This is a genomic window from Methanothrix soehngenii GP6, assembly GCF_000204415.1.
Classification (GTDB): Archaea; Halobacteriota; Methanosarcinia; order Methanotrichales; family Methanotrichaceae; genus Methanothrix; species Methanothrix soehngenii.
Window position 1 is genome coordinate 2,167,158 of record NC_015416.1, and the last position, 22,859, is coordinate 2,190,016.

Here is a 22,859-nt window from a genome sequence, read left to right on the forward strand (position 1 = left end):
CGAAAAATCTTGGGAACTTTGAGAAATAGAAAGGGAACTGCTATTCATGAGCTAATCATGACGGTGCTGGCAACATGGGGACAAAGAGGATTGGATTGTCTCCAAATGCTAACCATAAGACTAGCCAGCTAAACACGTATTAAAAATTTAATAAATAATATACTATGAACAGTAAAATGACGGCAGCTCATCTCCGCCGCAAGCGTCGGGGCATCCAAGGCGCTGCCGCATGATGTTGGAAACAGGTTAAGCAGATCCAAGCCCAAGTTGAATACTCATACCCCTTTATCCCAGCCGCAGCGAGCTGCGGGGTATTACGTTTAAAAAAAATTAAGAATAGCATGGAAACTACAGTGCGTGCATGCAAAAATATGAAAAGTATTAAATAGAACCACAGTTACGCACAATGCTCGGAACTGGGATCAGCGTGGATATCCTGATTACTTGGCCTCGGCGAATGCGGTTGTTAATTACGAAACCATTTCCTGAATTACTGCATTCAGGTGGGAGGGCGACATTTCCAATGCAGAAGCGAGTTCTGTCAGCAACCTCTTTTCCTCACTATCAATCTTACCATCTGCGGATGCGGTTAGAAATGCGGCTTTAATCACCATCTCCTTGCCATAGTCGTTTAGGCTAGGGGTCATAGACTTCAATAGTTCCTGCATTGAAAGCTTTGAATTTTTTACTTGGTACATTTCCTGGATAAGATCGACTTCATCCAAAGGATGTCCGGCTAAATTGATGTAAACTCTTGAAATTAGCTGCTTTTCAGATTCCTCTATTTTTTCATCTGCAAGCATCATAGTCACCATTACTTTGAGTATGGCTTTATGAAACTCCGCCTTAAATTTTTGCTTTTTCGCGGCGGGATCATATTGCAGAGCCTCCAATTTATATGTACACTTGCAGATCTTGCATTCTACGTACTCTTGGAGAATGTCAAGAGGGATAATTGGTATGAAATAGAGGGTGAAAACCCTCCTGCACCGTTTTTGCTCATAGTCTCGGAATTCATTGCAGCTTGGACAAAAAAATGTTCCTTTTCCTGAATTATATGTGATCCCCCTTGTTCCGAAAATGATAAAGAGTATAGCGGCAAGGGCTTCAAATCGTTTCATTCTTGGAGACCCCTATTGATTTTGCGGCATTTAGCTCTCTTGCCTTGGCGAAGGCCTCATGGGATCCGGGCCTATTTTGGTTATGGAGAACTACGCCCTTGTTATACCAGGCATTAGCATCGGTCGAATCCAATCTAATGGCTTCATCATAGGCCTGGATGGCCTCGTCATGCTTGCCTTGATCATCGAGAGAATTGCCTTTGCCAATCCAAGGCTCCGCAAGATCAGGATTCAGCCTGATGGCCTCATCATAGGCTTTTATTGACTCATCGTACTTCTTTTGTTTGTTGAGGGAGTTGCCTTTATTGAACCAGGCTGTAGCATCGGTTGGATCTAACCTAATGGCTTCATCATAAGCCTCAATAGCTTCATCATACTTACCCTGATCAGCGAGAGAGACACCTTTGTTGCCCCAAGCCGCTGCATTGGCCGGATCTAACCTAATGGCTTCATCATAGGCCTCAATAGCTTCATCATACTTGCCCTGATCAACGAGAGAGACACCTTTGTTGCCCCAAACCGCTGCATCGGTGGGATCTAACCTAATGGCTTCATCATAAGCCTCAATGGCTTCATCATGCTTCCCCTGGTCAGCGAGAGAGACGCCTTTGTTGCCCCAAACCGCTGCATCGGTCGGATCTAACCTAATGGCTTCATCATAGGCCTCAATAGCTTCGTCATACTTGCCCTGGTCAGCGAGAGAGACACCTTTGTTGCCCCAAGCCGCTACATTGGCCGGATCTAACCTAATGGCTTCATCATAGGCCTCAATAGCTTCATCATACTTGCCCTGGTCAGCGAGAGATTTGCCTTTGCCAATCCAAGGCTCCGCAAGGACAGGATTCAGCCCGATGGCCTCGTCATAGGCTTTTATTGACTCATCGTACTTCTTTTGTTTGTTGAGGGAGTTGCCTTTATTGAACCAGGCTATAGCATCGGTTGGATCTAACCTAATGGCTTCATCATAGGCCTCAATAGCTTCGTCATACTTGCCCTGATCAGCGAGAGAGGCACCTTTGTTGCCCCAGGCCGCTGCATCGGTGGGATCTAACCTAATGGCTTCATCATAAGCCTCAATGGCTTCATCATGCTTCCCTTGGTCAGCGAAAGCAACACCTTTATTGGACCAGGCAGCGGCAATGGTTGGATCTAACCGAATAGCTTCATCATAAGCCTTAATGGCCTCATCATACTTACCCTGGTCAGCGAGAGCAACTCCTTGATAGAACCAATCCTCTTCCGTCTGCTGACATTGCGCCGATGTCAGCAATGCCAGAAGGAGGACTAAAATGGCAAAGATCAATCTCATGAGGTTGGAAATGACCAACTAAAATATATACATATCTTTAGCTAGGAACAGATCTATGCATGCGTCTTCGGTTAGGAGATCATCTCGTCGCAATATCCAGGTTGTATACTCATATCACTGAAAAGGAGCCATGAATGTCATTAGTTCCTTAATGGTCTAGACATGATTGGCCAAACCTTCTGCCATAGCAGGTGTCCTTTTCATCCATTTCTCCTTGCCCTGATCCACTCTTAGCCCCCAAAGCAAGTTGTGAGGCTTGGCAAGGTTACTAAGCCTGGAAAAATGTCCAGCACATGAGTATACCGCCCCAAGATCCAGCTGTAATTCATGCTCTTACAGACGGATCAAACCAATGAATTGCGAATTGTGAGATTCAGACGATCAACATATGCCGTATTAATCTCTCCATGAGAATCAACTCCATGCATCCGCATTACCTCACCCAGATCGCCATAATGATTCACGGATCGCGGGTGGTAATTACCGAAAATTCTTGCTAAAATCGGTTGCATAGGGTTCATTTTGACCTCATGTGCCCATCATATCACCTGTTTGAACTTTTCTGTATATCACGTACGCGACCACATTCAGGATACCAATTCAATGATTCGAGTACACGACCCGGTTTTGTTCTTCTTTCCGATGAACCAGTGATAGGTATACAAAGTCAATAGCTTCTGCACTACACAAGAAGAGACCTCAACCAAAAAGCTTAAATGCATAACGATTTGTTTGGATTCTAAGGAGGGTAATCATTAATATAATTGCAGTAGCTTTGGCTGTATTCAACTATTAGCATGACAAGACAGCTTCGTGAACCGCCATCCTATGACACATTTTAGCAATCGATTGATAAATATTGAAATTCTGGCAGGAGATGCAAAAATTGAATCTAAAGATTTTGATAGGCATAATAGCGGTTATTATTATCATAGATATTTTACAATATGCGTCATATCAAGGAGATTACAATAAAATGGATCAATTAAGCAGTGAGATCTCGCAGGATAAACAAGCCATTGCATCCTTAAATGAAACGATCTCCCTGGAAGAGAAAGAAATAGATCAAAGAAAAGCAGAGAGAGATAGCATAAAGGCTCAATTGGATGCTTGGGAGATGCGAATGGACAAAATGACTCCTTCTGAATACAATCAAAATGTAGATCCATATAACGCTCTCGTTAGTCAATACAACTCTTTGCGTGACCCATACAATGAGTTAGTAAATAAGTACAATGCTGATATTGAAAAGTACAATCTGCAAAGAGATATTATAAATATAAAAATCGATGAATACAATGAATTGGCAAAAAAACCACGACAATATTTGATTCCTATGCCGATTCCTCATCATAGATAACATGTCGCAATCTGATTTCTGATACAAAGATTATGATGGCATGCGTCATCGGTTAAGACCAGCATGCATAGAATTAGGCTTCCGAGCTTTTTGAGATCAATTTTTGCAGAAAAGGTTTGAGACCACAGAGTACTGATTTCAACAAATTCGAGTTTTTGGCTCAATAGCAAAATGTAAAATTAAGTATTAATATAGTATCAGAAAATCCTTAACCGATGCCGTATGATTATGATGGCCAATATGGGTGACCTTAACCACCTTATGAAACTAATTAGAGACAACTACATAAAATTAGTCTCCAGTTAACGATTGTATAGGCTAAACAAGTACGCGCATTGAAATTGAGTCTCTTTGATCTCAAATCAAGCGGAGCGGCAGATCCAGGTGAATTCTTTGGAGTCCAAGAGGGCTTTGATCTATCGAGCGCCTGCATTCTCAGGAGGATTTATGAGACGATCTGCGCATTGGGAATGGCAACCCCTGAAATGATAGAGGTGGTGCTGCTTCTATACCGGAAAAAGGGAGGCTGGTGCTAAACGAACCGGCAAAAGAAAAATCCGGCAATATCAATCATCTGGGCAGCTCGATGATCGCCTTCCCGCTCAGGTCCGGCTGCGCTCACTTATGCCGCTTCGGTGATATTCATAGTAAATCACCAAGGAGACCCACTCCCTTTAGGGGTGGGAGGAATTGGGTACATGTCCCAGTTTACTTTCACTCCACGCTGCAAATCTATTTAATATGTCAAATCCACCTCCATATGTTGTTTTCTCAGACCACAAGACACTCTCCGGAGCCAACGGTTCGATGGGATGACTGAGAGACACACACAATAACTCAGATCGGAATAGGCAGCAATGCCTAAGCTGAAATGCATTTGAAGCTATGATCTGTTTACGGGCTGCCTCGACCACGAAATGGCTCGACCGATTTTGCAAGTCGGTGTCAACCAGCCTATTGTCTCGGAGCATTCAATCCTCCAGGGACAAGCCTCTCCCCTTCAGGGGAGGGGTAGTTGACCTCACAGGCACTCTACAAATCCGCCGTTCTCTCTGCGCATCTCGCTCACTATCCTCCCGTCAACCAGCCGGAGGATTCGATCGGTTTTCTGAGCCATGTTCATATCATGTGTCACCAGGATGAAGGTCTGTTTTATCTCCCGGTTCAGCTTTCTCAGCAGCTCATAGACCATCTCCGAGCTCTTGGTGTCCAGGTTTCCAGTGGGCTCGTCGCCGATCACGATGGATGGCCTGTTAGCCAGGGCCCGGGCTACAGCCACTCTCTGGCTCTGGCCTCCCGACAGCTCGCTTGGTTTGTGGTTCAGCCGTTCCACGAGCCCCATCTCCCGCAATAGCTCCTCGCTCCTATGGCGAGCTGCTTTTTTGTCTTCCCCGGCAATGAGCTGAGGAATCATGACGTTCTCCAGCGCAGTGAACTCCGGCAAGAGATGATGATACTGGAAGATGAATCCCAGTTCCTTGTTTCGAAGCCGGGACCTCTCCAGGGAGCTGGATTGCGACACTTCCCTGCCCTTCAGCCATATCTCGCCTCCCGATGGCTTATCCAGCAGCCCAAGCATGTTCAGCAGAGTGGACTTGCCGCTGCCGCTGGGACCGGTTATGGAGAGGAACTCCCCCTCCAGGATCGTCAGGTCGACATCGTCCAGAGCCAGCAACTCCACGCCGTTTCCGAAGACCTTTCTCAACTTATTGGCGACGATTATGTTCATGATATCATTCTCCTGAAAATTAACACTAAATTTAAGCCGAGGCTATGGCCTCGACCGGATCCATTCGAGATGCCTTATAGGCAGGATACAGTCCCGCTGCCAGATCCACCATCATGGCAAAAGCTACGGCATAGGCGAAGATCTCGGGGCTTAAGAGGATGCTCATCCTGGAAGCGGCATAGACCTCAGCGGGGATCTCAATCGGAAATGCCTCGATCAGCTTGGCAGCTACATAAGCCAAAAGGCATCCCAGAGCGGCTGATGGAGGACCGAGGATCAGGCTCTCGGCCATAAAGATCTTGATTATAGATCCTCTGTTGGCACCGATGGCCATGAGGATGCCAATTTCTCTGGTCCTGCGGGAGATGGTCATAATCATGGTGTTGACCACGCCAAATCCGGAGATGACGAATATGAGCAGGTAAAAGAGGTAAGTGAAAAACCTCTGTGTATCCAGGAGATTCAGGAGGTTCCGGCTCTTATCCTGCCAGCTCTGGGCCTTATAGAAACTGTCCCGGCTCAACCCGGAAGCGATGGCTGGGGCCTCATAGAGATCTGATGTTTTAATCCCAATCTCAGAGACTACATCTCCTTCTCCCATCAGCCTCTGAGCAGTCTCCAGGGGAAGGTACACTAGCGACTCATCAGCTCCGGTTCCCGTCCGGATGTAGCCTGCTGGGGTTACCTTTAAAGACACTCCCTTGCGAACCAGGTAAAAACCATCCCCAGGCTTCAGCTTCAGATCTTCTGCCAGCTTGGCTCCAACGATGGCCGAATGCTTCTTGAAAGCCAGATCATTGAAATCGCCCCAGACCAGGTCGCTTTGCACACCCAGGAGAGGATCTTCAAGCAGCGGGTCGATGCCTATGATGGAGACTCCTTTCACCTGTTCTCTGTACTTGGCCGCAGCCATCCCCAAGAGCCTGGGCGAGACCGCCTCAACCCCGGAATAGCCCCAGATCACGCTTGAGAGCGTCTTGTAGAGGTGGATATAGTCTTCACCCTCCTTCGGCTCAACCGTCAGGTAGGGGCTGTTCTCCACTGTGCTGCTGATGATCTCCTCCCTGTAACTCTCCATGAGCCCCATCATAGCTGCTATAACCATCACAGCCAGGGCCACAGCGAGGACGGGGAAGAGCACCATCCTGGGGCTGGCTGTGATATGCCTCCAGGCAATGATAAGCTCAAACATCTCTATCCCCTCAGGGACTCTACCGGGTCCAGCTTCGAGGCTATATGTGCAGGATAGATCCCGGCCGCAAGGCTCAGAATCAGCGCTATTAATGAGAGCGTGACCATATCCTGATAGGAGAGGATTACGGGCAGATCGACCATGCCGCCGGTGGGCATCTCGATCTGAAGGCTTCGAAGCCTGATGGCTAAAACGAGGCTCATGGCGCAGCCAAGCAAGGCCCCCATGAGGCCGAGAAGGCCGCTCTCCAGGAGGAAGATCTTCCTGATATGAGAGCTATCAGCCCCTGCTGCCATCAGCATCCCTATCTCCCGTGTCTTTTCAAGGACCAGCATATTCATGATGCTGGCTATTCCGAAGGTGGCGATGACCATGATCAAAAGCAGGGTGATCATGTTAGAGGCCTTCTCATAGGCCAGGCTTTCCACGATTTCAGGATTGGATTCCTGCCATACCTGGACCTCGTACCTATCCGAAGAGATCTGCCCAGCCACGGCTTGGGCTTGGTCGATGTCATTCAGTTTGATATCGATTTGGGTCACTACATTCCCTTCGTTCAAAAACACCTGAGCAGTCTCCAGGGATACGTAGGATGTCTTCTCATCGACGGAGGCATAACCAGTATCGAAGATCCCCGATACTGTGAGGTTGAGGTCCCTGGCATCGGGAAAGTCAGCGTGCACCGTATCTCCCAGCTTCATGTCGAGCTTCTCTGCCAAAGATCTGCCCAGGAGGATCTTTTTTCCTCCAATGATGGAGTTCAGGTCTCCCTGCACCATGCTCTCACTTATCTTGCTGATCTTATCGGCCTCGAAAGGCAGAACTCCAAGCATTGCAGCATTTGCGACCTTGTCTTCGTGGGTGAAGGTCGCGGTGGCCGCCAGGACCGGTGAGACCCCTACTACCCCCTCCAGGCCCCAGACGCCATCTATGACATTCTGATAGAGGTTGAGGTAGTTCTCTCCGTCTATGGGCTTGATGATTATATGAGGGAGGCTCTTGAATACTATATCCAGCATGTAATCGGAGAAGCCGTTTTGAACTGCTATGATCAGGAGGGATACGGCCACCGCCATTCCAACAGCTGTTATGGCCAGAGCTGCTTGCCGCTTGCGGTAAGTTATATGTCTCATGGCCACGAAGATCTCGAATGAAGAGAAGGCCAGCATCTCAGCGCCTCCCGCGGATTACATAAATGATCCCTGCAAAAGCGACCAGGCCAAGCAGGCCTAAGATCATGCTCGAGGATGAGTCTTTGGGCGTTTCTGTCTTGACGGCGGTCAGATTAGTCCTGGCCTTTGCCTCGATCACCCTCTCAGTAAAGTCTATCAGATCTCCTTCTGTACCCAAGAGCTGGATTTTCAGCTGGTATATCCCGGGGTTCAGGGTCTTGTTCCAGGATACTTCAATCGTCTCGTCATCTCCTTTGAGAAGAACGGGGGTCTTCTTCTCCAGAGTAGCGAGGGACCTTTCATCCTGCGAGAGGAGGAACCTCAGGAAACCGTGAAAGGGAGTCATGGATTTCCCCAGAATCGTGGCGCTGGCACCTGTCTCGTCCTCATAAGTGTCGGTAATCCTCGCATCCTACCGGGCCAGAAAGGAGCTCATGAAGGCTCGGGTCTGACCGGTCTCCTTTTCTACGATCTTAATCCGACCCGAGTATTGCTCGCCCCTCACAAGAAGCTGCTTCCAGTCAAAATCGATATTGCGAATGCCGTCTGATATGGAAACGGGGCTTTCGCGAGCGACATATAGGGCTTTTCCATCTTTAATGAGCATGTGATAGATATCCACTATCGCCAGGTCCGGAGAATAGATCAGAAGATGAACCCCGCTGCTGTCTGCTTGATAGTCCCTTACATCGAACTTCACCGGAACCCGCCCACCATGGTGAAAGTCAATGCTCTTCTCTGATAGGAGAGATCCATTCCGGAAAAGCGTCGCCCGGGCGCTGTAGGATCCCTCCGTCGAGGGCATTTTGTCCCATCTCGCTACCCAGGTTCCCGGACCGTCCAGAGCTAGGGTCCTGGACTGCAATACCTTCCCTGAGGAGAAGAGCTCTAGCTTGAGCAGATCGCCCGCTCCTGTTCCAGCAACAGTCACATCGCAGGACTGGAGGTCGGAGTAGAGGTCAACGACCTCCTGGCCTAAAGCGGGCAAAAGGAGAAGGCTTGAAGCCATGAGGAGAAAGAATACACACTTCATGGCCGTTATAGAATCTACCTGGCGGATAATTAGCTTGTGCCGTTCATGTGGGGTACTTTTTATACCTGGTAGAGAATCAAGTCTTTATGAGAAAGGCGACAGTGGAGTTAGTCCCGCAACCTTTTTTGAAGGATTTGCTGCATGATTATTTTGAGAAGATAGAATACGCCGAAATCTTGCAGATGATCCGCCTCGATTTTGATAGAGACATCAAGACGGCTATAGTCAGGTGTATTATGAGGGATGGATACTCCCCGGAAGACCTGCCCTATCCGCCAGGCATTGAAGTAATGGATGTCCTGAAGGTTGACGGGAAAGAGGCCATATGTCTGATGAGGGGAGGTGTGCCAGATGAGTTAAGGCTTATGTTTAAAGAGTTTGACCTGGAACTGATCTGGGATCTGCCCACCTATTTCACCTCCGAGAAGCTCGTCTACACTGTCATAGGCGACCAGCCGAACCTGAAGAGATTCTTCGAGAGGATAAGATTTTTGGGAGAAATTAAAAGCATCAGCTGCCAGAGGGCAAGCTATCAGCATTATGATGTCTTATCCTGCCTTACCAACAGGCAACGAGATATCCTCATCAAGGCCAAGAAGGGCGGCTACTATGATTACCCCAGGCGGATCAACGCAGACCAGCTCGCAGAGAGGCTGGGGATCGGCAAGTCTGCGACCGTAGAGCACCTGCGCAAGGCTGAAGGGCGAATCATATCGCACATCTTTTCCGGATACTGAAACGAAGGTGATTTATCGACAGCGTATTGCCATAACAGTTTTGATCTTCTAGATCGCATAGCGTCATGATCGGTCACAGAGTAGAAGATGTCGCAGGAGTTTTGGTATGCGGTCTTCGTCTCAGGCAGACCACGCACCAAATCACGAGTGCGACGTGAAGCAATAAACGAAGGCACTATTATACAGCAGCATAGCTATAATCAGTCCCCTCGCAGCCACGCTATAAACATCGTTTCGAGCCAGCCAATATGCAGCGCTAAGGGAAAGCAGCGCCACCCCAGCTCCACGAGCAATGCTAAACGCCACCGGCGTATCTGGGGGCGCACCCAGTAGCATAAAAATCGATGCCGAAGGCAGCAGCACCAAGGCTGCCCCAGCCATTCCTTCAAGAATTGCCGATACGATCAGAAGACGTCTCATATAGCTGATTTCTAATCCCGCCCTCGCATTTATTCGCCGCAGCGAACGCATTTTCATTGCCATCAACGTGGAAATCCGGCAATCCGCAATAATTCAGTTGAGGACTCCGTTTACCGGAGCCAGATAGCTTATTCGGCTCCCGTCAGGGCTGATCTTGACGCTGGTCTTGTCCGGGTTGCCGAACAGTATCTGACGGGGGATTAAAGAGCCGTCTTCGCCAAGGGGGCTGGGACTGGAATATCCATATCTGGATAACAGAATGAGCATGGAAATCAGCAGCAATAATCCTGAAAGCTTTTTGATATGATCGCTAAAACTATGATCTCGGCTTCGTCTCACTTCAGATCCTCCTCCTCGAAAATGAATATCTCATCGATGCTGGCCTGCAGAGCCAGGGCGATCTTGCAGGCGAGCTTCAGCGATGGATTGTATTTGCCCTTCTCCAAGAAGAGAATCGTCTCCCGCCGCACTCCTACCATTCGGGCCAGCTCCTCCTGGGTGAGCCCGTGTCTGGCCCTCAGCTCTTTGATGTGCGTTCTCAGGACCAATCCACATCGCCCCGGCGGTGAAGAACGGCGAGCGAGACGATGGCGCTGCCGGTCATAATGTAAATGGTGATCGATAAGGCCGTGATAGCATCAATAGAGATGAATCCCATGATTGTGGCACAGAAAATGATCAGGACTATAATTATGCTCACCAACCAAGAATAGGCCAGGCCGAAGGCCCTGATCTTATTCGTCCTTTCGTCCTTTTCCGGCTCATTACCTCTCTGCCATCGCCGGACAGCGGTCGTGGCCAGTGCGGCTACCCCTCCTGCCACCAGGAAGAATGCATCGTATCCCGCTTGAGTTAAAAGTACTCCCGCAAAGATCAATGCCGCTCCGAGCAGCATGCCTGCTGAAAATCTATCTATTCTCATGATTACCTCTTCTGTCCGTTAGGCGATGGCCTCGGTCATCGGCCATCCTTCCTGATGGACTGTAGCGTTTCTCTGTCTGTATGTTAGGTATTTATCACATAGGGTATTTAAATGTTTTGTATTTCTAACATCATAAACGAGTGGGTGAGCATATCCGCTGCGCCGGATTCAATTAACTCAAAATCATTTGCCATAAAACGAAAGCCAGAGCGAACTCGATCTTGGAGTGAGCACATCACTCGCAAACCTCATTTCTTCTTTGCTGCTTCTGTCGACACTGGCGCGCGGATGCATCCTCATCCTCGATCCCAAGATAGTTTGCTCCCCAGTTACAGAGCGCTTCAAGGACTGGAATCAATGTCTTTCCGAAATCCGTGATTCTGTATTCCACCCGGGGTGGAACTTCTGGATAGATCGTTCGCTTGATAACCCCATCCTCCTCCAGTTCGCGAAGCTGCTTTGTCAGCATCTTGGTATTGACCCCCGGTATCGCTTTTTGCAGCTCATTAAAGCGCAACACTGCATCTCCGAGGGCCCAGAGGATAAGGGGTTTCCACTTGCCGCCGATCACATCCAGCGCCGCCTCCACCGGGCAGTGAAAGGTCTTCCCGTTCTTGGTAAAGGTCATAGTTACTCCTATGATAGTATGTTACTATTTTGACTGTATTTCCTATATATACAGTTAACGCAATTTTTTCGCTAACAGTTCAGATTACAGGAGAAGACTATGGATAAAATGCAGATCGGACAGAACTTTTTCATTCCGATGCCTGTGGTTCTTGTAGGGACGCAGGTTTCAGGAATCGCTAATTTCATGGCTGTTGGCTGGTGCACGCGGGCAAATGCAACTCCGCCTATGCTCGTCTGCGGGATTGCGAATCACCACTATACACCGAAAGGCATAGCAGAGACAAAGACCTTCTCAGTGAACATCCCATCATCGGAGCTTCTGGATAAGACCGATTACTGCGGGCTTGTGTCTGGAGAAAAGGTCGACAAATCGGAGACCTTCGAGATCTTCTACGGCTCGCTGAAGACCGCCCCGATGATCCGGGAATGCCCGGTCTCGCTTGAGTGCCGGCTCGTCCAGATCGTGCCCCTCCCAACCAACAGCCTCTACATCGGCGAGATAGTCGGTGCATATGCAGATGGCAGGGTAATCAAAGATGGAAAGCCTGATTTCCCGGAGATCGACCCGCTCTTCCTGACCATGCCCGACAACCGCTACTGGACGCTTGGGAAGCATGCCGGTGACGCGTGGAGCGCCGGAAAGAAGCTGATACAGCGATGACATCATAGCAAGAGCGATTTTCATGACAACCATACTGGTCGACCAGGATCTCTGCACTCGTTGCGGGATCTGCTCCACGGTCTGCATAATGGGCATAATCGAGCTTGCCGATGAGAACTCACTGCCGAAAACGAATGACACCAACGCTGGCATTTGCATCCAATGCGGGCACTGTGAAGCCCACTGCCCGTCGCATGCGCTAATCCTGAACGATCGCCCGGACGAAAAGGTGCGCCTGCCTGAGGGAGCAGGAAACATTGCACCTGATAATATGGGATACTACCTGAGGAAGCGGCGCTCTGTCCGGCACTATACGAAGGACATTGTGCCAAAAGAGAAGATCCTCGAACTCCTCGATATTGCCCGGTACGCCGCATCCGCGGGAAACAGACAGCCAGTGGAATGGATCGTTGTCCACGATCAGGAGAGGGTGAAGAAGATCGCTGCCATGACCATCGAATGGATGAGAACGCTCGCCGGCTCAAACCATCCCATGAGCGGCTACGTCCCGGCGCTCATTAGGGGATGGGAGAGCGGCAGCGATGTTATCTGTCGGGGCGCCCCGCACCTGCTCGTAGCCACCATACCGGAAGAATATCCAGTGGCCCAGACCGATGCCATCATTGCGCTCACCCACTTCGATCTCGCGGCGCCGGCACACGGGATTGGTACCTGCTGGGCCGGCTTTGTTGCGATGGCGGCATCATCGTACAAGCCGCTGCAAAAAGAGCTAAGTATCCCCGCCGGGCGGAGAAGCGCCTATGCGATGATATTCGGCCACCCGCAGCACGAGATCTACGGGATTCCGCGCCGCAAGCCACTCGTGGTTGCGTGGCTGTAGGGCTGGCATGATGGATTTGCCTGAAAGGGAGGAACAATGAAAGACTACGCAGAGATTGGAAGGAGAAAACTGCTCCAGATCGATGGAAGCCGGAATCCAGGTCGAAGAGACCATCAACAGGATCTGCCCCGACCTTGCCCGGTACCTCATCGAATACTCGTTCGGCGAGATTTATGCTCGTGACGGACTCGACAACAGGACCCGAGAACTCGCGGTGGTTGCCGCCCTGACAGCCATGGGCACTGCAGCGCCTCAGCTGAAGGTCCACACCCATGCCGCACTTCATGTCGGCTGCATACCGGAGGAGATCCGCGAGGTCATCATTCAGATGTGCGGGTACGCTGGGTTCCCGGCAACACTGAACGCCATGAAGACGCTTGTCGAGGTCCTGCAGGAGACCGGCCAAGCGCTCCCGACGGATTCCCTTCACGCCGGATCCGAAGGGAGGTATGAAAGAGGGAAGAATCTGCTTGCCATGATTGCGCCTGAACAGGAACGCATCCTTAAGGAGACATACGACCCGATCAACCCGGACATCGCAAAATACGTCATTGCATTCGGGTATGGCGATATCTATGCACGGGGTCTCCTCTCCCTGCGGGACCGACAGGTCGCGACCATTGCAGCGCTTGCGGCAAAAGGGACGGCCCCATCGCAGCTCCGGTTTCATATTGGCGGCGGGTTCAGGGCAGGCCTCTCCGAGGCGGAGATCGTCGAGATAATGCTGCTCATCTCAATCTATGCCGGCTTTCCAGCCGCCTTGAACGGCATCCTCGCCACCCATGAGGTCGCCGCCTCAATGAAGGAAAATGAATGAAGATTAGCGAGGAGCCGTAAAATCCTCTGCAACGGGAAGCCCGAAACAGCGCGAAACGGCAACAGAGTTTAGGGAATTGGATCCGGGCAACATTGGGGGAGGATTTCTCCAGCAGGATTCTTCCCCGGAAATTTGACTTGTGGACAATCTATTTATATATGAATGCTGAAACGGATTTTTGATCGCATGATCAAAAAATTGAGCATACAGTCAAAAAGGCATGGGCGCTTGAACGAGAGCGTTTGGGCCGATCCCAAAGGGAGAAGAGATGACAAACGATAAAGAAGCAGACGAAAGGCAATCGTTCATTGCTGAGGCGAGGCGAGAGCAGATAATCGAGGCCACGATTGCCACTCTCGATGAGATCGGCTATGTAAACGCCAGCCTTGCGCAAATAGCCAAGAGAGCTGGAATCAGCACGCCCCTGATCTCATACCATTTCAGCGATAAAAACGACCTGATAAACCAGACTTTGACGACACTGCTCTCTGAGGCTAACGCGTATGTAACAGAGCGATTGAAAGAAGGAAGTACAGCGCGGGAGAAGCTGCGCATATTCATCGAGGCAAGGCTTGCATACCAGGGAACGCATTCCAAACATAACGTCGCCCTGATCGAGATCGTTTTCAATGCCAGGACGCCCGACAACGTTCCCTATTATAAGCTGTCCGATGATGGGGAGGACCCGGTTGTATATGCGCTTGAACAGCTCCTTACCGAAGGCCAGGCCAGCGGCGAGTTCCGCGAGTTCGATATCCATGCCATGGCCAGCGCTATCCAGGGGGCCATTGGCGAGTATCTGGCAGATCAGTACCTCATCGCCATGGTCAGCCTGGAGACCTACTGTGCCGAGATATTCGAGATATTTGACAGGGCAACCAAAGCGGATCGGAGGTAAACCTATGGATTATTCGACATCCCAAACAGTTGGATTGAGCAGGCCCCAAAAGGGATTGGACTTCTGGAACAGCATCGCACCTGTGCTCGGACTCTTCTTCCTGGCACCTCTGACTGCGGAGTATCTCATCGGCTATTTGTCTATGACTTTTGCAGAGATGCACATGGGTTTATTGCTCTTGGCGCCGACTTATGGTGGCGCAGCCATCATCATCCGAGAGAGCGCTCGCCGCACAGGCCGTGGCTGGCCGACGATCATTCTGCTCTCACTTGCTTTCGGAATCTTCATGGCGGGCTTGATCGACCACAGCCTGTTCGATCCATCTTATCAGATCACAGAATTATGGCATGACATGCCAAATCCCACATATATCCCGGCACTCGGCATCAGCTATCTGGATGCACTGTATTTCGTTTTGGGGCATGTGATCTGGAGCATAAGCGCGCCCATCGCAATAATTGAGACCTTTGTTCCCAGGAGCAGGACGGCGCCGTGGTTGGGCAACCTCGGGTTAGCTATTATATCGCTCCTGTATATCCTGGCGTCCTCAATCCTCTGCTGGGGGATAGCTATAGATGACCAGTTTTTCCCATCTGCTCTTCAGATGGCTGGAACGGCCATCGTCGTTATGGCCTTGATCGCCCTGGCGTTTTCCGTCAGATTAGAAGAGCGGCCCTTTGCCGCCATACGGCTGCCCAAACCATGGGTGGTTGGAACTGCTGCCTTTATGCTCTTGAGCCTGCCGAACATCATAGAAACAGCATGCGAAATGCTTGGCATCCCTTCGATGTTCATGATCGACTGGCCAGGCTTCATAATTAACATCCTCACAGTAGGCCTGCTGGCTGCCCTGACATGGCGATGGTCGCAGAGCAGAGATTGGAGCGCCTCCCATACACTCTCTTTGGCTGGGGGAGCTCTCCTGACCAGAGCATGGATTGCCTTCCTCTTAGTGCCATTTGATGAGGCGATGTTTTATGACGAGCTGGTTCAGAGAACAGTCTTCTTACTTGGCGTGGTTATGCTGCTTCTATTGGCGGCATGGAAGATAAGAGCAGAAAAAAAGAGATATGAAGCTTGGGTATAGCAGAAAATTCAAAACGTCTTGGGGGAAAAGCAAATGAGCGAATCCTTTCACTTGAAGCGCATCTTGCTGGATGCATTTGCAGTAGTCGCGATCCTTGTTGCAGGCTGTTTTATCTGCTATAATGCAACGCTTTACACAGCCGGAGCGGCACAGGAGGGATACCTTGCCCTGACCAATGCGACTGTGCTGGAAGGAGAAGACTTAGAACCGATCAATAGGGCTGAGGTCCTCATTAAAGATGGCACGATAATTGAGGTCGGAGAAGAGGGCAAAATCGACATCCCACCTGGAGCAAAAGTTCTCGACCTGACCAGCTACACCCTGATGCCGGGCCTTATCGATATGCATGTGCATCTGGGACCGCAGACTTATAAAGCCAATGAAGAGCCGGGCATCCTGGAGATGCCAAAGCTGGTCTTCGACTGGGTGCGCTTCTACCCCGATACGCGGCGTGCATTTCTGGAGAACGGCGTCACCACCGTCCGGGACCTGGGGAACGAGCATGGCTGGATCATGGAGCTTCGCCGGCATCTTCGAGACGGTTCCCTGGAAGGGCCGCGCCTGTTTGCTGCCGGCCCCATATTCACGACGCCGGGCGGCCATCCAGTGGCTACCTTTGGAGTTGATCCGGCATCTGACTCAGTGCGACTTCCAAGCACCACGGAAGAAGCCCGCAGAGCAGTGAAGGAGCTCGCCAGCGGCGAAGATCGAGCAGACCTCATCAAGGTGGTTCAGGAGCGAGGCGGGCCTGGGCGCGACCTTGAACCAATAGCCCCCGAAGTCCTTGATGCTATTGTGACTGAGGCGCACGAGCAAGGCCTTGCCGTCACCGCCCATTGGGGCACCCTCGAAGACCTGGAGGACGTTCTCGCCGCCGGGGTTGACGGATTGGAGCATGTCGAAGCGAGGGCTGTTCTTGATGGCTGGCCAGAGGATGTCCTGGACAGACTGGTGGAACAAAACGTGCCAATTACGCCGACGCTGTCAGTCACAGACGCGGTACTTCCTCCACAGATCTCTTCGCAGCTCAGACTGCGAGTGGGAGAGCTTTATGCTGCAGGAGGTTGGATCGTTGTGGGAAGCGACGCGCCCATTAACGGCGTTCCCTTCGGCGCCGGCGTTCACCGCGAGCTGGAGCTGCTGGTGGATTGTGGACTCACCCCACAGGAGGCCCTGAGAGCTGCGACCATTGAGGCCGCCCGGGCACTGAGAACGGATAGCATCGGAGCTATTGAACCCGGGCGCGCTGCAGACCTGCTGGTAGTAGATGGCGACCCGCTCCAGGACATTAAGGATGCTCAAAATGTGGTCATGCTTTTCCGGGACGGGCGAAGGGTGGTTGACTGCCAAAGCAGAGGGCAGTGAATATCTCTCCAAGAAAGCTCGATTGCGTATGGTCCTTTTAGGGTGTCCTCTACCGTTTTTTTCATCGTTAGGCTGGGGCAATCGTTCCAAATCAGAAAAGGTTCCTCGCTATTTTGAATGGGTGAACCTGAATCGCTAATTCTCTGTATCTTTTTGCCTCTGTGGTGAAACGCTATGCTCTGACCCAACCAAAGAGAAACAGAGGAACAGAGGCCATATTCTCTTCTTGACTTCCCCCACATATTTCAGCGAAGAGCCTCAGAAAAGATATCATCGATATCTGCAAAGGTAATCTCCATTGGATGCAAATGATTTTGAATTAGAGATAAAAATAGTATCAGAAGAACTCAAAGCCGATACCAATCCGATACCGGCTCAATTCTTGCACTCTTCGCTTGACCTAGTACCTTCTGCGGATCATGTAGTCGGCCAGCTCGAGCAACGTCTCTTTGGCCGGTGATGGAGGCAGAACATCCAAAGCCCTCTTGCCCTGTACTACCATCTCCTCTGCTCTGGACCTGGCATACTCAATCGAGCCGCTCCCTTCCAGAATGGAGATCGACCGGAAGATCTCCTCTGCCGATGCATCCTTCTTGCTGAAGACAGGCACCACTACGTCATTGGCAAAGGCATGGATCATGATCAATGTCTTCTTACCCTCGATCAGATCCCCGCCCTGCCTTTTTCCCGAGACCTCCTCCGGGGTCAAAAGATCGATGACATCATCCTGGAGCTGAAATCCCATGCCTGTCAGCCGGCCAAACTCATCCAGCGCCCTGACCACCTCGGGCGATGCCCCGGCCAGGAGACCCCCCATCCCTGCAGAAGCGCCATAGAGAACACCGGTCTTCTTCTCGATCATCTCCATGTACTCGTTCTCAGTCACCCGGTCTTTAGATTCGAACTCCATGTCCAGCCACTGGCCCTCGCAAATCGCCGTGCAGGTCCGGGAGAGCATATTCATCGCCCCTAAGATCCGCTCCGGGCTGGCCGCAGTCATCCCCAAAACCTGAAAGGCCTTGGAGTAAAGGGTATCGCCAGCCAGAATAGCTCCCGACTGCCCCCAGATCTTATGCACCGCAGGCCTCCCCCGACGCACATCGGCATTGTCCATGATGTCATCATGAATGAGAGTGAAGTTATGGACCAATTCGATGGATACCGCCGCCGGAGCCAGGGCGAGAGCCTCTCCACCCGCAGCCTCAGCCGCAAGTAGCAGCATCGACGGCCTCAACCTCTTCCCGCCGGAGTCCACCAGGTGCCGGCTCGCCTCATACAGGCCGCGCGGATGCATCACTGGGAGCAGCTTTTCGATGGTTGCCGTTACCAGAGCCGCACGCCTCTCCAGCTCTTCCTCCATCATCCTTCTCACAACCTACCTTGATTCTATTTAAATTGAGCTTCAATCGATGAGAAGCTCCTGGCCGTTCCTCACTAGATGGATATTTGATCCCAGAGAGTAGCCCGTCTCCTCAGCCATCATCAGATAGCTGCCATGACTCCTCAGTGTCCCGTGGCTCGGTATGACATGCTCCGGATTGATCATCCGCAACAGCTCCCAGTGATCCTCCCGACAGGCATGCCCGGAGACATGCACATTATCGTAGATCCTGCCTCCTCTCATCTTTAGCTTGGTCACCACAGTATGGCGGTTGGACTCGTTCAGAGGCTGGGGAATGATTCCTGCGGAGAAGATCACTCGATCTCCGGAATCCACCAGAAAGTCGGTCTCTCCATTGGCCACCCGGCTCAATATCGCCCCCGGCTCACCCTGATGGCCGGTCATGATGGGCAGATACTTGTCCTTGCCTTCGCTCATGATCCTCTTCAGGGCCTTGTCCACCGACTTTCTCCTTCCAAAGACTGAGACTTCCCCCTGCTGGGCATAACCGGTCCGCACTGCCGTACCCCAGTACTTCTCCATGGACCGGCCTAAGAGCACCGGCTTTCTCCCCATCTTATGAGCTGCTTCGATTATCGCTCTGATCCGGGCGATATGGGAGGAGAAGGTGGTGACCATGACCCCAGACCTGGATTCCTCTGTGCCGATAAGAACGTCCATCACCAGGTCCTTGGCTATCTGCTCGGACGGCGTCTTTCCGGAGATGGCGGCATTGGTGGTCTCGGTGATGAGAGCCAGCACCCCCTCCTTTCCCAAGGCCCTCAGCCGGGCAAAGTCTGGCGGCTCACCCAATGTCGGCGATCGATCGATCTTGAAGTCATTGGCATAGAGAATAATCCCTTTGGGAGTGTGAATGGCGGCAAACACGCAGTCCACAATGCTGTGCTGTACCCGCACGAACTCCAGATCGATATCCGGCGTAACCTGAAAACGCTCTCCAGCGTTCATGGTCTTCAGGGGATTGTTCACCCCGAAGATCTTCTCCGACTTGATCTCCTGATTTATCAGGTCTGCCGTAAACGGAGAGGCAATTATCGGAGCATGGTACTTATGAGCCAGCTTGGATATGGCTCCGATATGATCGAGGTGACCATGAGTGCAGGCGATGGCCCTGACTTTTCCATCAACGTTCTCCATTATGCTGTCATCGGGAATGGCGCCTATGTTGATCAGGTCTGCGGCATGCAGGGACTCTACATCGGTATCCTCATGAATCTGCACCCGATCCAGCCTGATCCCCATATCCATTACTACAATATCTTTTCCTATCCTTATCGCAGTCATGTTGCGGCCGATCTCATTATAGCCGCCGACGGCGATTATCGCAATATCTTTCATTTTGTCAACTCTCTATAAGCAGAAAACTCATTCAAATCATAACCCCGGGCCCCAAGCCATTCTCTGGTCCTTCCTAGAACCACAAGAGGGACTCCTTTCAGCTCCCCAGCCCTTCTGCAACCGGTGAGGAACATACAGATCCTCAGAGCGCGCAGATACGGGCTCATGGCTCTGACCACGGCTTTTGCATCTTTTGTTGCCGGTTTAAGCATGGGAAGGGCAGTCCCGGCAAGGCTCGCCCCCAGTGAGAGGCTCTTTGCAACATCCAGGCCGCTCCGGATCCCTCCCGAGGAGATGACGTCCAGGCCGATAGATCGGCACTCGACGATGCTCACAGGAGTAGGAATTCCCCAGCTCCAAAACAGCCTTCCCATCTCCTCCAGGTCACAATCGCCGATCTCAGCTGCCCGGTAGGTCTCAACTCCGGCCCAGGAGAGGCCCCCCTGCCCGGATACGTCTATCATCTTGACTCCCACATCTGCCAGGCTGGCAGCCGTCTCCCTGGATATGCCCGCCCCCGTCTCCTTGACGATTATGGGCACTGATCCATTTGCTGCCTCTCCTAACACTTTGACCACCCCGGAGGCATCTCGATCCCCCTCCGGCTGAATGCTCTCCTGGAGGAAGTTCAGATGAACGGCGATAGCATCGGCATCTATCATCTCTGCCAGCTGATCCAAAATCCCGGGTCCGGACCGCTTCAGCTGCACCGCGCCGATGTTTCCGATGATCGGAATATCGGGAGCGGCATCCCGCACCGCTGAGAAGGTATCCTTCAGGCTCTCTTCCTCAAGAGCTGCCCTCTGCGAGCCCACTCCCATGGCTATGCCAAGCTCGGATGCAGCCAGAGCTAGATTTACGTTGATCTCCTTGACGCTGGGATGGCCTCCGGTCATAGCACTGATCATGAGTGGTGCTGATAGCTTTCTTCCCAAAAACCGGCAGGAAGTATCGATATCTGCCTCGTCGATTTCCGGCAGAGCCTTATGGACAAGCACCAGATCATCAAAGGACCTAGCCACCACTCCCTCAGACTCCACAGGATTGTCCAGACAGATTCTGATATGATCGAGCTTTCGACTGGAGGTGGTCAATCCGGCCTCCAGACCTTGGTCCCTATGGCCTCGCCCCGCAGAGCCCGCACGATGTTCCCCTCTTTGGAGGCATTGAATATCATTGAGCTCATGCCCATATCTGCCAGGTCCAGTAATTCATCCAGCTTTCCCTTCATCCCGCCGGTGACGTCAATACCTGCGCTTCCTCCGATGGCTCCCTCAATTAACGGAAGATCCGATCTCTTGACCTCTGCCATGGGACGGCCAGAGAACAGTACCCCATCCACATTGCAGCCCACGGCCACAATCTCTGCCTTGAGAGCTCTGGCCAGATGGCTTACCAACTGGTCCCCGGATACTATCCCTGCCCTCTGAGTCAAGTCCATGGCCACATCACCATGCAATATGGGCATAATGCCATCCTCCAGCATCTTTTTTATCGGCTCAGTGGCAAAGCTCTCTATTCTTCCTCCGGACAGGATCAAGCAGGATAAGGGGTGGACGGGCAGGGCCCCGACCCCTGCTTTGGCCAGGGCCTCGAGCACCAGACGGTTCAGTCTGACCACCGACTCATGGGTCACCCTCAAGCCCTCCGGACTGAACCTCTGTGGCAGGCCATATTGTCTGGCAGGAATATGTCCAAATGACCCTGCTCCGTGCACCAGCACCAGATCGTGGGGCCTGGAGGCGACCTCTCTGGCCACCCGCTCAATCTCCATGGGCAGGGCGCCTCTCTCACAGCTCTTATCGGTCAGAATGCTTCCTCCGATCTTCAAGACCCGAACCATTGCTCGCCCTCCCGACTCACGCAACCTCCAGCCGGACGCCCTCACAGCCCATCATAGCTGCAAATGCCATTCCTCTGGCCTGCCTCAAGGCCACCAATAATGCATCCTTTCCGGCCATCCCGGGAAGGGCGATCATGCATCCTCCTCCTCCCGCTCCCGTCAGCTTGGCCCCTAAGGCTCCTCCGGTATTCCTCGCCGCATAGACTAGCTCGGACAGCTCTCTGGAGCCCACCCCCAGGGCCTCCAAGAGGCCATGGTTGATGTCCATCAGCTCGCCCAGATCTTTCAGTCTCTGCTCTCGGATCAGAGGAGCAGCCCTCTCGGATATGGCTCCTATGGCCTGGAATATGGGACCCACCAGGTCTGGATAGCGCTCTTTTAAGAGCTGGACCTTCTCCACCAGGGAAAAGGTATCATGAGGCAGTCTGGTGTATCCCACCACCATCTCTAAAGGTGGAAGATCGAGACGCTGGTTGTCATCTGCAATCCTCTGGTAGCCGCCATATGTGGCCAGAGCAGTATCCATGGGGCTGCCTCTCCCCTTTTGAACCTCCTTCTCTATGCGGTAGGAGAGAGCTGCAATCTCTTTTTGTGATAATTCCAGGCCCAGGTGACCGTTTAGAGCAGCTACCGTGGCAACCACTATGGACGCCGATGATCCGAGACCCGCTGCCGGCGGGATGTCCGACTCGATCATGACCCTAACATCCCTTGCACCAAGCTCCTTTAAAACAGCTGATACATATCTGGTAGCATAGGCCGCACTGGCTGACCTGATCTCCCCGGTAGAGAGATCCAGAGAAAAACCTCGTAGTGAAAGGTCGTCAGTCTCTATCAAAATCCTTCCCGGCAGGCTCTGCACAATAGCCCTAGCTCGCAGATCTATGGCTCCTCCCAATGCGGCAGTGCCGGAGACAACGGCATGCTCTCCGAAGAGGATGATTTTGCCGGGAGCCGATGCCATCGTCATGAGAAGCCCTCT

Annotated in this window: 26 protein-coding genes; 9 read left to right on the top strand and 17 right to left on the bottom strand. The window is 51.8% G+C overall.

Annotation, left to right across the window (positions count from 1 at the left end; translation table 11 throughout):
* Nucleotides 1-470: 470 nt before the first annotated feature.
* Nucleotides 471-1,121 (bottom strand): TerB family tellurite resistance protein, encoded by a 651-nt coding sequence (locus tag MCON_RS10730; protein WP_013719989.1) that lies wholly within the window; start codon nucleotides 1,119-1,121, stop codon nucleotides 471-473.
* Nucleotides 1,108-2,430 (bottom strand): tetratricopeptide repeat protein, encoded by a 1,323-nt coding sequence (locus MCON_RS10735; protein WP_013719990.1) that lies wholly within the window; start codon nucleotides 2,428-2,430, stop codon nucleotides 1,108-1,110. Before MCON_RS10735 ends, MCON_RS10730 begins: the two co-directional genes overlap by 14 nt.
* A gap of 886 nt (nucleotides 2,431-3,316) precedes the next feature.
* Here MCON_RS10735 and MCON_RS10740 point away from each other — a divergent pair.
* The gene (locus MCON_RS10740) at nucleotides 3,317-3,790 is read left to right on the top strand and encodes a hypothetical protein (protein ID WP_157863792.1); all 474 of its coding nucleotides are present in this window, start codon (nucleotides 3,317-3,319) and stop codon (nucleotides 3,788-3,790) included.
* A 341-nt stretch (nucleotides 3,791-4,131) separates the two neighbouring features.
* The gene (locus MCON_RS10745; RefSeq protein WP_157863793.1) at nucleotides 4,132-4,326 is read left to right on the top strand and encodes a hypothetical protein; all 195 of its coding nucleotides are present in this window, start codon (nucleotides 4,132-4,134) and stop codon (nucleotides 4,324-4,326) included.
* 485 nt (nucleotides 4,327-4,811) lie between these two features.
* Here the strand turns inward: MCON_RS10745 and MCON_RS10750 are convergent, their stop codons facing one another.
* The 5 genes from MCON_RS10750 to MCON_RS10770 form a co-directional block, all read right to left on the bottom strand.
* Nucleotides 4,812-5,519: an ABC transporter ATP-binding protein gene (locus MCON_RS10750; RefSeq protein ID WP_013719992.1), complete on the bottom strand. Its 708-nt coding sequence runs from the start codon at nucleotides 5,517-5,519 to the stop codon at nucleotides 4,812-4,814.
* A 31-nt stretch (nucleotides 5,520-5,550) separates the two neighbouring features.
* Nucleotides 5,551-6,711: an ABC transporter permease gene (locus tag MCON_RS10755; protein WP_013719993.1), complete on the bottom strand. Its 1,161-nt coding sequence runs from the start codon at nucleotides 6,709-6,711 to the stop codon at nucleotides 5,551-5,553.
* A gap of 2 nt (nucleotides 6,712-6,713) precedes the next feature.
* The gene (locus tag MCON_RS10760; RefSeq protein WP_013719994.1) at nucleotides 6,714-7,880 is read right to left on the bottom strand and encodes an ABC transporter permease; all 1,167 of its coding nucleotides are present in this window, start codon (nucleotides 7,878-7,880) and stop codon (nucleotides 6,714-6,716) included.
* A 1-nt stretch (nucleotide 7,881) separates the two neighbouring features.
* On the bottom strand, nucleotides 7,882-8,229 hold the full coding sequence (locus MCON_RS10765) for a hypothetical protein (protein WP_013719995.1): 348 nt from the start codon (nucleotides 8,227-8,229) through the stop codon (nucleotides 7,882-7,884).
* Between the two features lie 66 nt (nucleotides 8,230-8,295).
* Nucleotides 8,296-8,916, bottom strand: coding sequence for a hypothetical protein (locus MCON_RS10770; RefSeq protein ID WP_013719996.1), 621 nt, complete (start codon nucleotides 8,914-8,916; stop codon nucleotides 8,296-8,298).
* Between the two features lie 86 nt (nucleotides 8,917-9,002).
* Between MCON_RS10770 and MCON_RS10775 the strand changes: the two genes are divergently transcribed.
* On the top strand, nucleotides 9,003-9,653 hold the full coding sequence (locus MCON_RS10775) for a helix-turn-helix domain-containing protein (RefSeq protein ID WP_013719997.1): 651 nt from the start codon (nucleotides 9,003-9,005) through the stop codon (nucleotides 9,651-9,653).
* A gap of 141 nt (nucleotides 9,654-9,794) precedes the next feature.
* On the opposite strand, the gene MCON_RS10780 is transcribed toward MCON_RS10775, so the two are convergent.
* From MCON_RS10780 to MCON_RS10800, 5 genes are all read right to left on the bottom strand, one after another.
* The gene (locus MCON_RS10780; protein ID WP_157863794.1) at nucleotides 9,795-10,136 is read right to left on the bottom strand and encodes a hypothetical protein; all 342 of its coding nucleotides are present in this window, start codon (nucleotides 10,134-10,136) and stop codon (nucleotides 9,795-9,797) included.
* 30 nt (nucleotides 10,137-10,166) lie between these two features.
* Entirely contained in the window at nucleotides 10,167-10,340 is a 174-nt protein-coding gene (locus MCON_RS10785) for a hypothetical protein (protein WP_157863795.1), read from the bottom strand.
* Between the two features lie 68 nt (nucleotides 10,341-10,408).
* Nucleotides 10,409-10,615 carry a helix-turn-helix transcriptional regulator gene (locus tag MCON_RS10790; protein ID WP_048133219.1) on the bottom strand — a complete coding sequence of 69 codons (207 nt, stop codon included), beginning with the start codon at nucleotides 10,613-10,615 and terminating at the stop codon, nucleotides 10,409-10,411.
* Entirely contained in the window at nucleotides 10,612-10,995 is a 384-nt protein-coding gene (locus tag MCON_RS10795) for a hypothetical protein (protein ID WP_013720000.1), read from the bottom strand. Before MCON_RS10795 ends, MCON_RS10790 begins: the two co-directional genes overlap by 4 nt.
* 235 nt (nucleotides 10,996-11,230) lie before the next feature.
* On the bottom strand, nucleotides 11,231-11,623 hold the full coding sequence (locus MCON_RS10800) for a winged helix-turn-helix transcriptional regulator (protein ID WP_013720001.1): 393 nt from the start codon (nucleotides 11,621-11,623) through the stop codon (nucleotides 11,231-11,233).
* 99 nt (nucleotides 11,624-11,722) lie between these two features.
* Between MCON_RS10800 and MCON_RS10805 the strand changes: the two genes are divergently transcribed.
* From MCON_RS10805 to MCON_RS10830, 6 genes are all read left to right on the top strand, one after another.
* The gene (locus MCON_RS10805; protein WP_013720002.1) at nucleotides 11,723-12,286 is read left to right on the top strand and encodes a flavin reductase family protein; all 564 of its coding nucleotides are present in this window, start codon (nucleotides 11,723-11,725) and stop codon (nucleotides 12,284-12,286) included.
* A gap of 22 nt (nucleotides 12,287-12,308) precedes the next feature.
* Nucleotides 12,309-13,127, top strand: coding sequence for a nitroreductase family protein (locus tag MCON_RS10810; protein ID WP_013720003.1), 819 nt, complete (start codon nucleotides 12,309-12,311; stop codon nucleotides 13,125-13,127).
* Between the two features lie 82 nt (nucleotides 13,128-13,209).
* The gene (locus MCON_RS10815; protein ID WP_202795800.1) at nucleotides 13,210-13,944 is read left to right on the top strand and encodes a carboxymuconolactone decarboxylase family protein; all 735 of its coding nucleotides are present in this window, start codon (nucleotides 13,210-13,212) and stop codon (nucleotides 13,942-13,944) included.
* 268 nt (nucleotides 13,945-14,212) lie between these two features.
* Complete coding sequence (locus MCON_RS10820) at nucleotides 14,213-14,842, top strand: TetR/AcrR family transcriptional regulator (protein ID WP_013720005.1); 630 nt, start codon at nucleotides 14,213-14,215, stop codon at nucleotides 14,840-14,842.
* Between the two features lie 4 nt (nucleotides 14,843-14,846).
* Nucleotides 14,847-15,929: a hypothetical protein gene (locus MCON_RS10825; protein WP_013720006.1), complete on the top strand. Its 1,083-nt coding sequence runs from the start codon at nucleotides 14,847-14,849 to the stop codon at nucleotides 15,927-15,929.
* A 33-nt stretch (nucleotides 15,930-15,962) separates the two neighbouring features.
* A complete protein-coding gene (locus MCON_RS10830) occupies nucleotides 15,963-17,294 on the top strand; it encodes an amidohydrolase family protein (protein WP_048132375.1) in 1,332 nt (443 codons plus the stop codon).
* Nucleotides 17,295-17,694: 400 nt separating this feature from the next.
* On the opposite strand, the gene MCON_RS10835 is transcribed toward MCON_RS10830, so the two are convergent.
* Genes MCON_RS10835 through mvk form a run of 5 tightly spaced genes read right to left on the bottom strand, consistent with a single transcriptional unit; the run spans nucleotide 17,695 to nucleotide 22,847 of the window.
* Complete coding sequence (locus MCON_RS10835) at nucleotides 17,695-18,654, bottom strand: polyprenyl synthetase family protein (RefSeq protein WP_013720008.1); 960 nt, start codon at nucleotides 18,652-18,654, stop codon at nucleotides 17,695-17,697.
* Nucleotides 18,655-18,696: 42 nt separating this feature from the next.
* Nucleotides 18,697-20,034, bottom strand: coding sequence for an RNase J family beta-CASP ribonuclease (locus MCON_RS10840; protein ID WP_013720009.1), 1,338 nt, complete (start codon nucleotides 20,032-20,034; stop codon nucleotides 18,697-18,699).
* Nucleotides 20,031-21,128 (bottom strand): type 2 isopentenyl-diphosphate Delta-isomerase, encoded by a 1,098-nt coding sequence (fni, locus tag MCON_RS10845; protein ID WP_013720010.1) that lies wholly within the window; start codon nucleotides 21,126-21,128, stop codon nucleotides 20,031-20,033. Before fni ends, MCON_RS10840 begins: the two co-directional genes overlap by 4 nt.
* Nucleotides 21,125-21,877, bottom strand: a complete 753-nt coding sequence (locus MCON_RS10850; RefSeq protein WP_013720011.1) for an isopentenyl phosphate kinase — start codon at nucleotides 21,875-21,877, stop codon at nucleotides 21,125-21,127. The genes fni and MCON_RS10850 overlap by 4 nt, the downstream gene beginning before the upstream one ends.
* A 16-nt stretch (nucleotides 21,878-21,893) precedes the next feature.
* Nucleotides 21,894-22,847 carry a mevalonate kinase gene (gene mvk, locus MCON_RS10855; RefSeq protein WP_013720012.1) on the bottom strand — a complete coding sequence of 318 codons (954 nt, stop codon included), beginning with the start codon at nucleotides 22,845-22,847 and terminating at the stop codon, nucleotides 21,894-21,896.
* Between the last annotated feature and the right edge of the window lie 12 nt (nucleotides 22,848-22,859).

Excerpts from the sequence above, each read along its gene's own strand:
- MCON_RS10795 (WP_013720000.1), bottom strand. The coding sequence starts at position 10,995 with ATGAGAATAGATAGATTTTCAGCAGGCATGCTGCTCGGAGCGGCATTG.
- MCON_RS10765 (WP_013719995.1), bottom strand. The coding sequence starts at position 8,229 with ATGACTCCCTTTCACGGTTTCCTGAGGTTCCTCCTCTCGCAGGATGAA.
- MCON_RS10780 (WP_157863794.1), bottom strand. The coding sequence starts at position 10,136 with ATGGCAATGAAAATGCGTTCGCTGCGGCGAATAAATGCGAGGGCGGGA.
- MCON_RS10775 (WP_013719997.1), top strand. The coding sequence starts at position 9,003 with ATGAGAAAGGCGACAGTGGAGTTAGTCCCGCAACCTTTTTTGAAGGAT.
- MCON_RS10800 (WP_013720001.1), bottom strand. The coding sequence starts at position 11,623 with ATGACCTTTACCAAGAACGGGAAGACCTTTCACTGCCCGGTGGAGGCG.
- MCON_RS10785 (WP_157863795.1), bottom strand. The coding sequence starts at position 10,340 with ATGCTCATTCTGTTATCCAGATATGGATATTCCAGTCCCAGCCCCCTT.
- MCON_RS10820 (WP_013720005.1), top strand. The coding sequence starts at position 14,213 with ATGACAAACGATAAAGAAGCAGACGAAAGGCAATCGTTCATTGCTGAG.
- mvk (WP_013720012.1), bottom strand. The coding sequence starts at position 22,847 with ATGACGATGGCATCGGCTCCCGGCAAAATCATCCTCTTCGGAGAGCAT.
- MCON_RS10755 (WP_013719993.1), bottom strand. The coding sequence starts at position 6,711 with ATGTTTGAGCTTATCATTGCCTGGAGGCATATCACAGCCAGCCCCAGG.
- MCON_RS10730 (WP_013719989.1), bottom strand. The coding sequence starts at position 1,121 with ATGAAACGATTTGAAGCCCTTGCCGCTATACTCTTTATCATTTTCGGA.
- MCON_RS10760 (WP_013719994.1), bottom strand. The coding sequence starts at position 7,880 with ATGCTGGCCTTCTCTTCATTCGAGATCTTCGTGGCCATGAGACATATA.
- MCON_RS10835 (WP_013720008.1), bottom strand. The coding sequence starts at position 18,654 with ATGGAGGAAGAGCTGGAGAGGCGTGCGGCTCTGGTAACGGCAACCATC.
- MCON_RS10825 (WP_013720006.1), top strand. The coding sequence starts at position 14,847 with ATGGATTATTCGACATCCCAAACAGTTGGATTGAGCAGGCCCCAAAAG.
- MCON_RS10810 (WP_013720003.1), top strand. The coding sequence starts at position 12,309 with ATGACAACCATACTGGTCGACCAGGATCTCTGCACTCGTTGCGGGATC.
- MCON_RS10805 (WP_013720002.1), top strand. The coding sequence starts at position 11,723 with ATGGATAAAATGCAGATCGGACAGAACTTTTTCATTCCGATGCCTGTG.
- MCON_RS10750 (WP_013719992.1), bottom strand. The coding sequence starts at position 5,519 with ATGAACATAATCGTCGCCAATAAGTTGAGAAAGGTCTTCGGAAACGGC.
- MCON_RS10840 (WP_013720009.1), bottom strand. The coding sequence starts at position 20,034 with ATGAAAGATATTGCGATAATCGCCGTCGGCGGCTATAATGAGATCGGC.
- MCON_RS10850 (WP_013720011.1), bottom strand. The coding sequence starts at position 21,877 with ATGGTTCGGGTCTTGAAGATCGGAGGAAGCATTCTGACCGATAAGAGC.
- MCON_RS10735 (WP_013719990.1), bottom strand. The coding sequence starts at position 2,430 with ATGAGATTGATCTTTGCCATTTTAGTCCTCCTTCTGGCATTGCTGACA.
- MCON_RS10830 (WP_048132375.1), top strand. The coding sequence starts at position 15,963 with ATGAGCGAATCCTTTCACTTGAAGCGCATCTTGCTGGATGCATTTGCA.
- MCON_RS10815 (WP_202795800.1), top strand. The coding sequence starts at position 13,210 with ATGGAAGCCGGAATCCAGGTCGAAGAGACCATCAACAGGATCTGCCCC.
- MCON_RS10770 (WP_013719996.1), bottom strand. The coding sequence starts at position 8,916 with ATGAAGTGTGTATTCTTTCTCCTCATGGCTTCAAGCCTTCTCCTTTTG.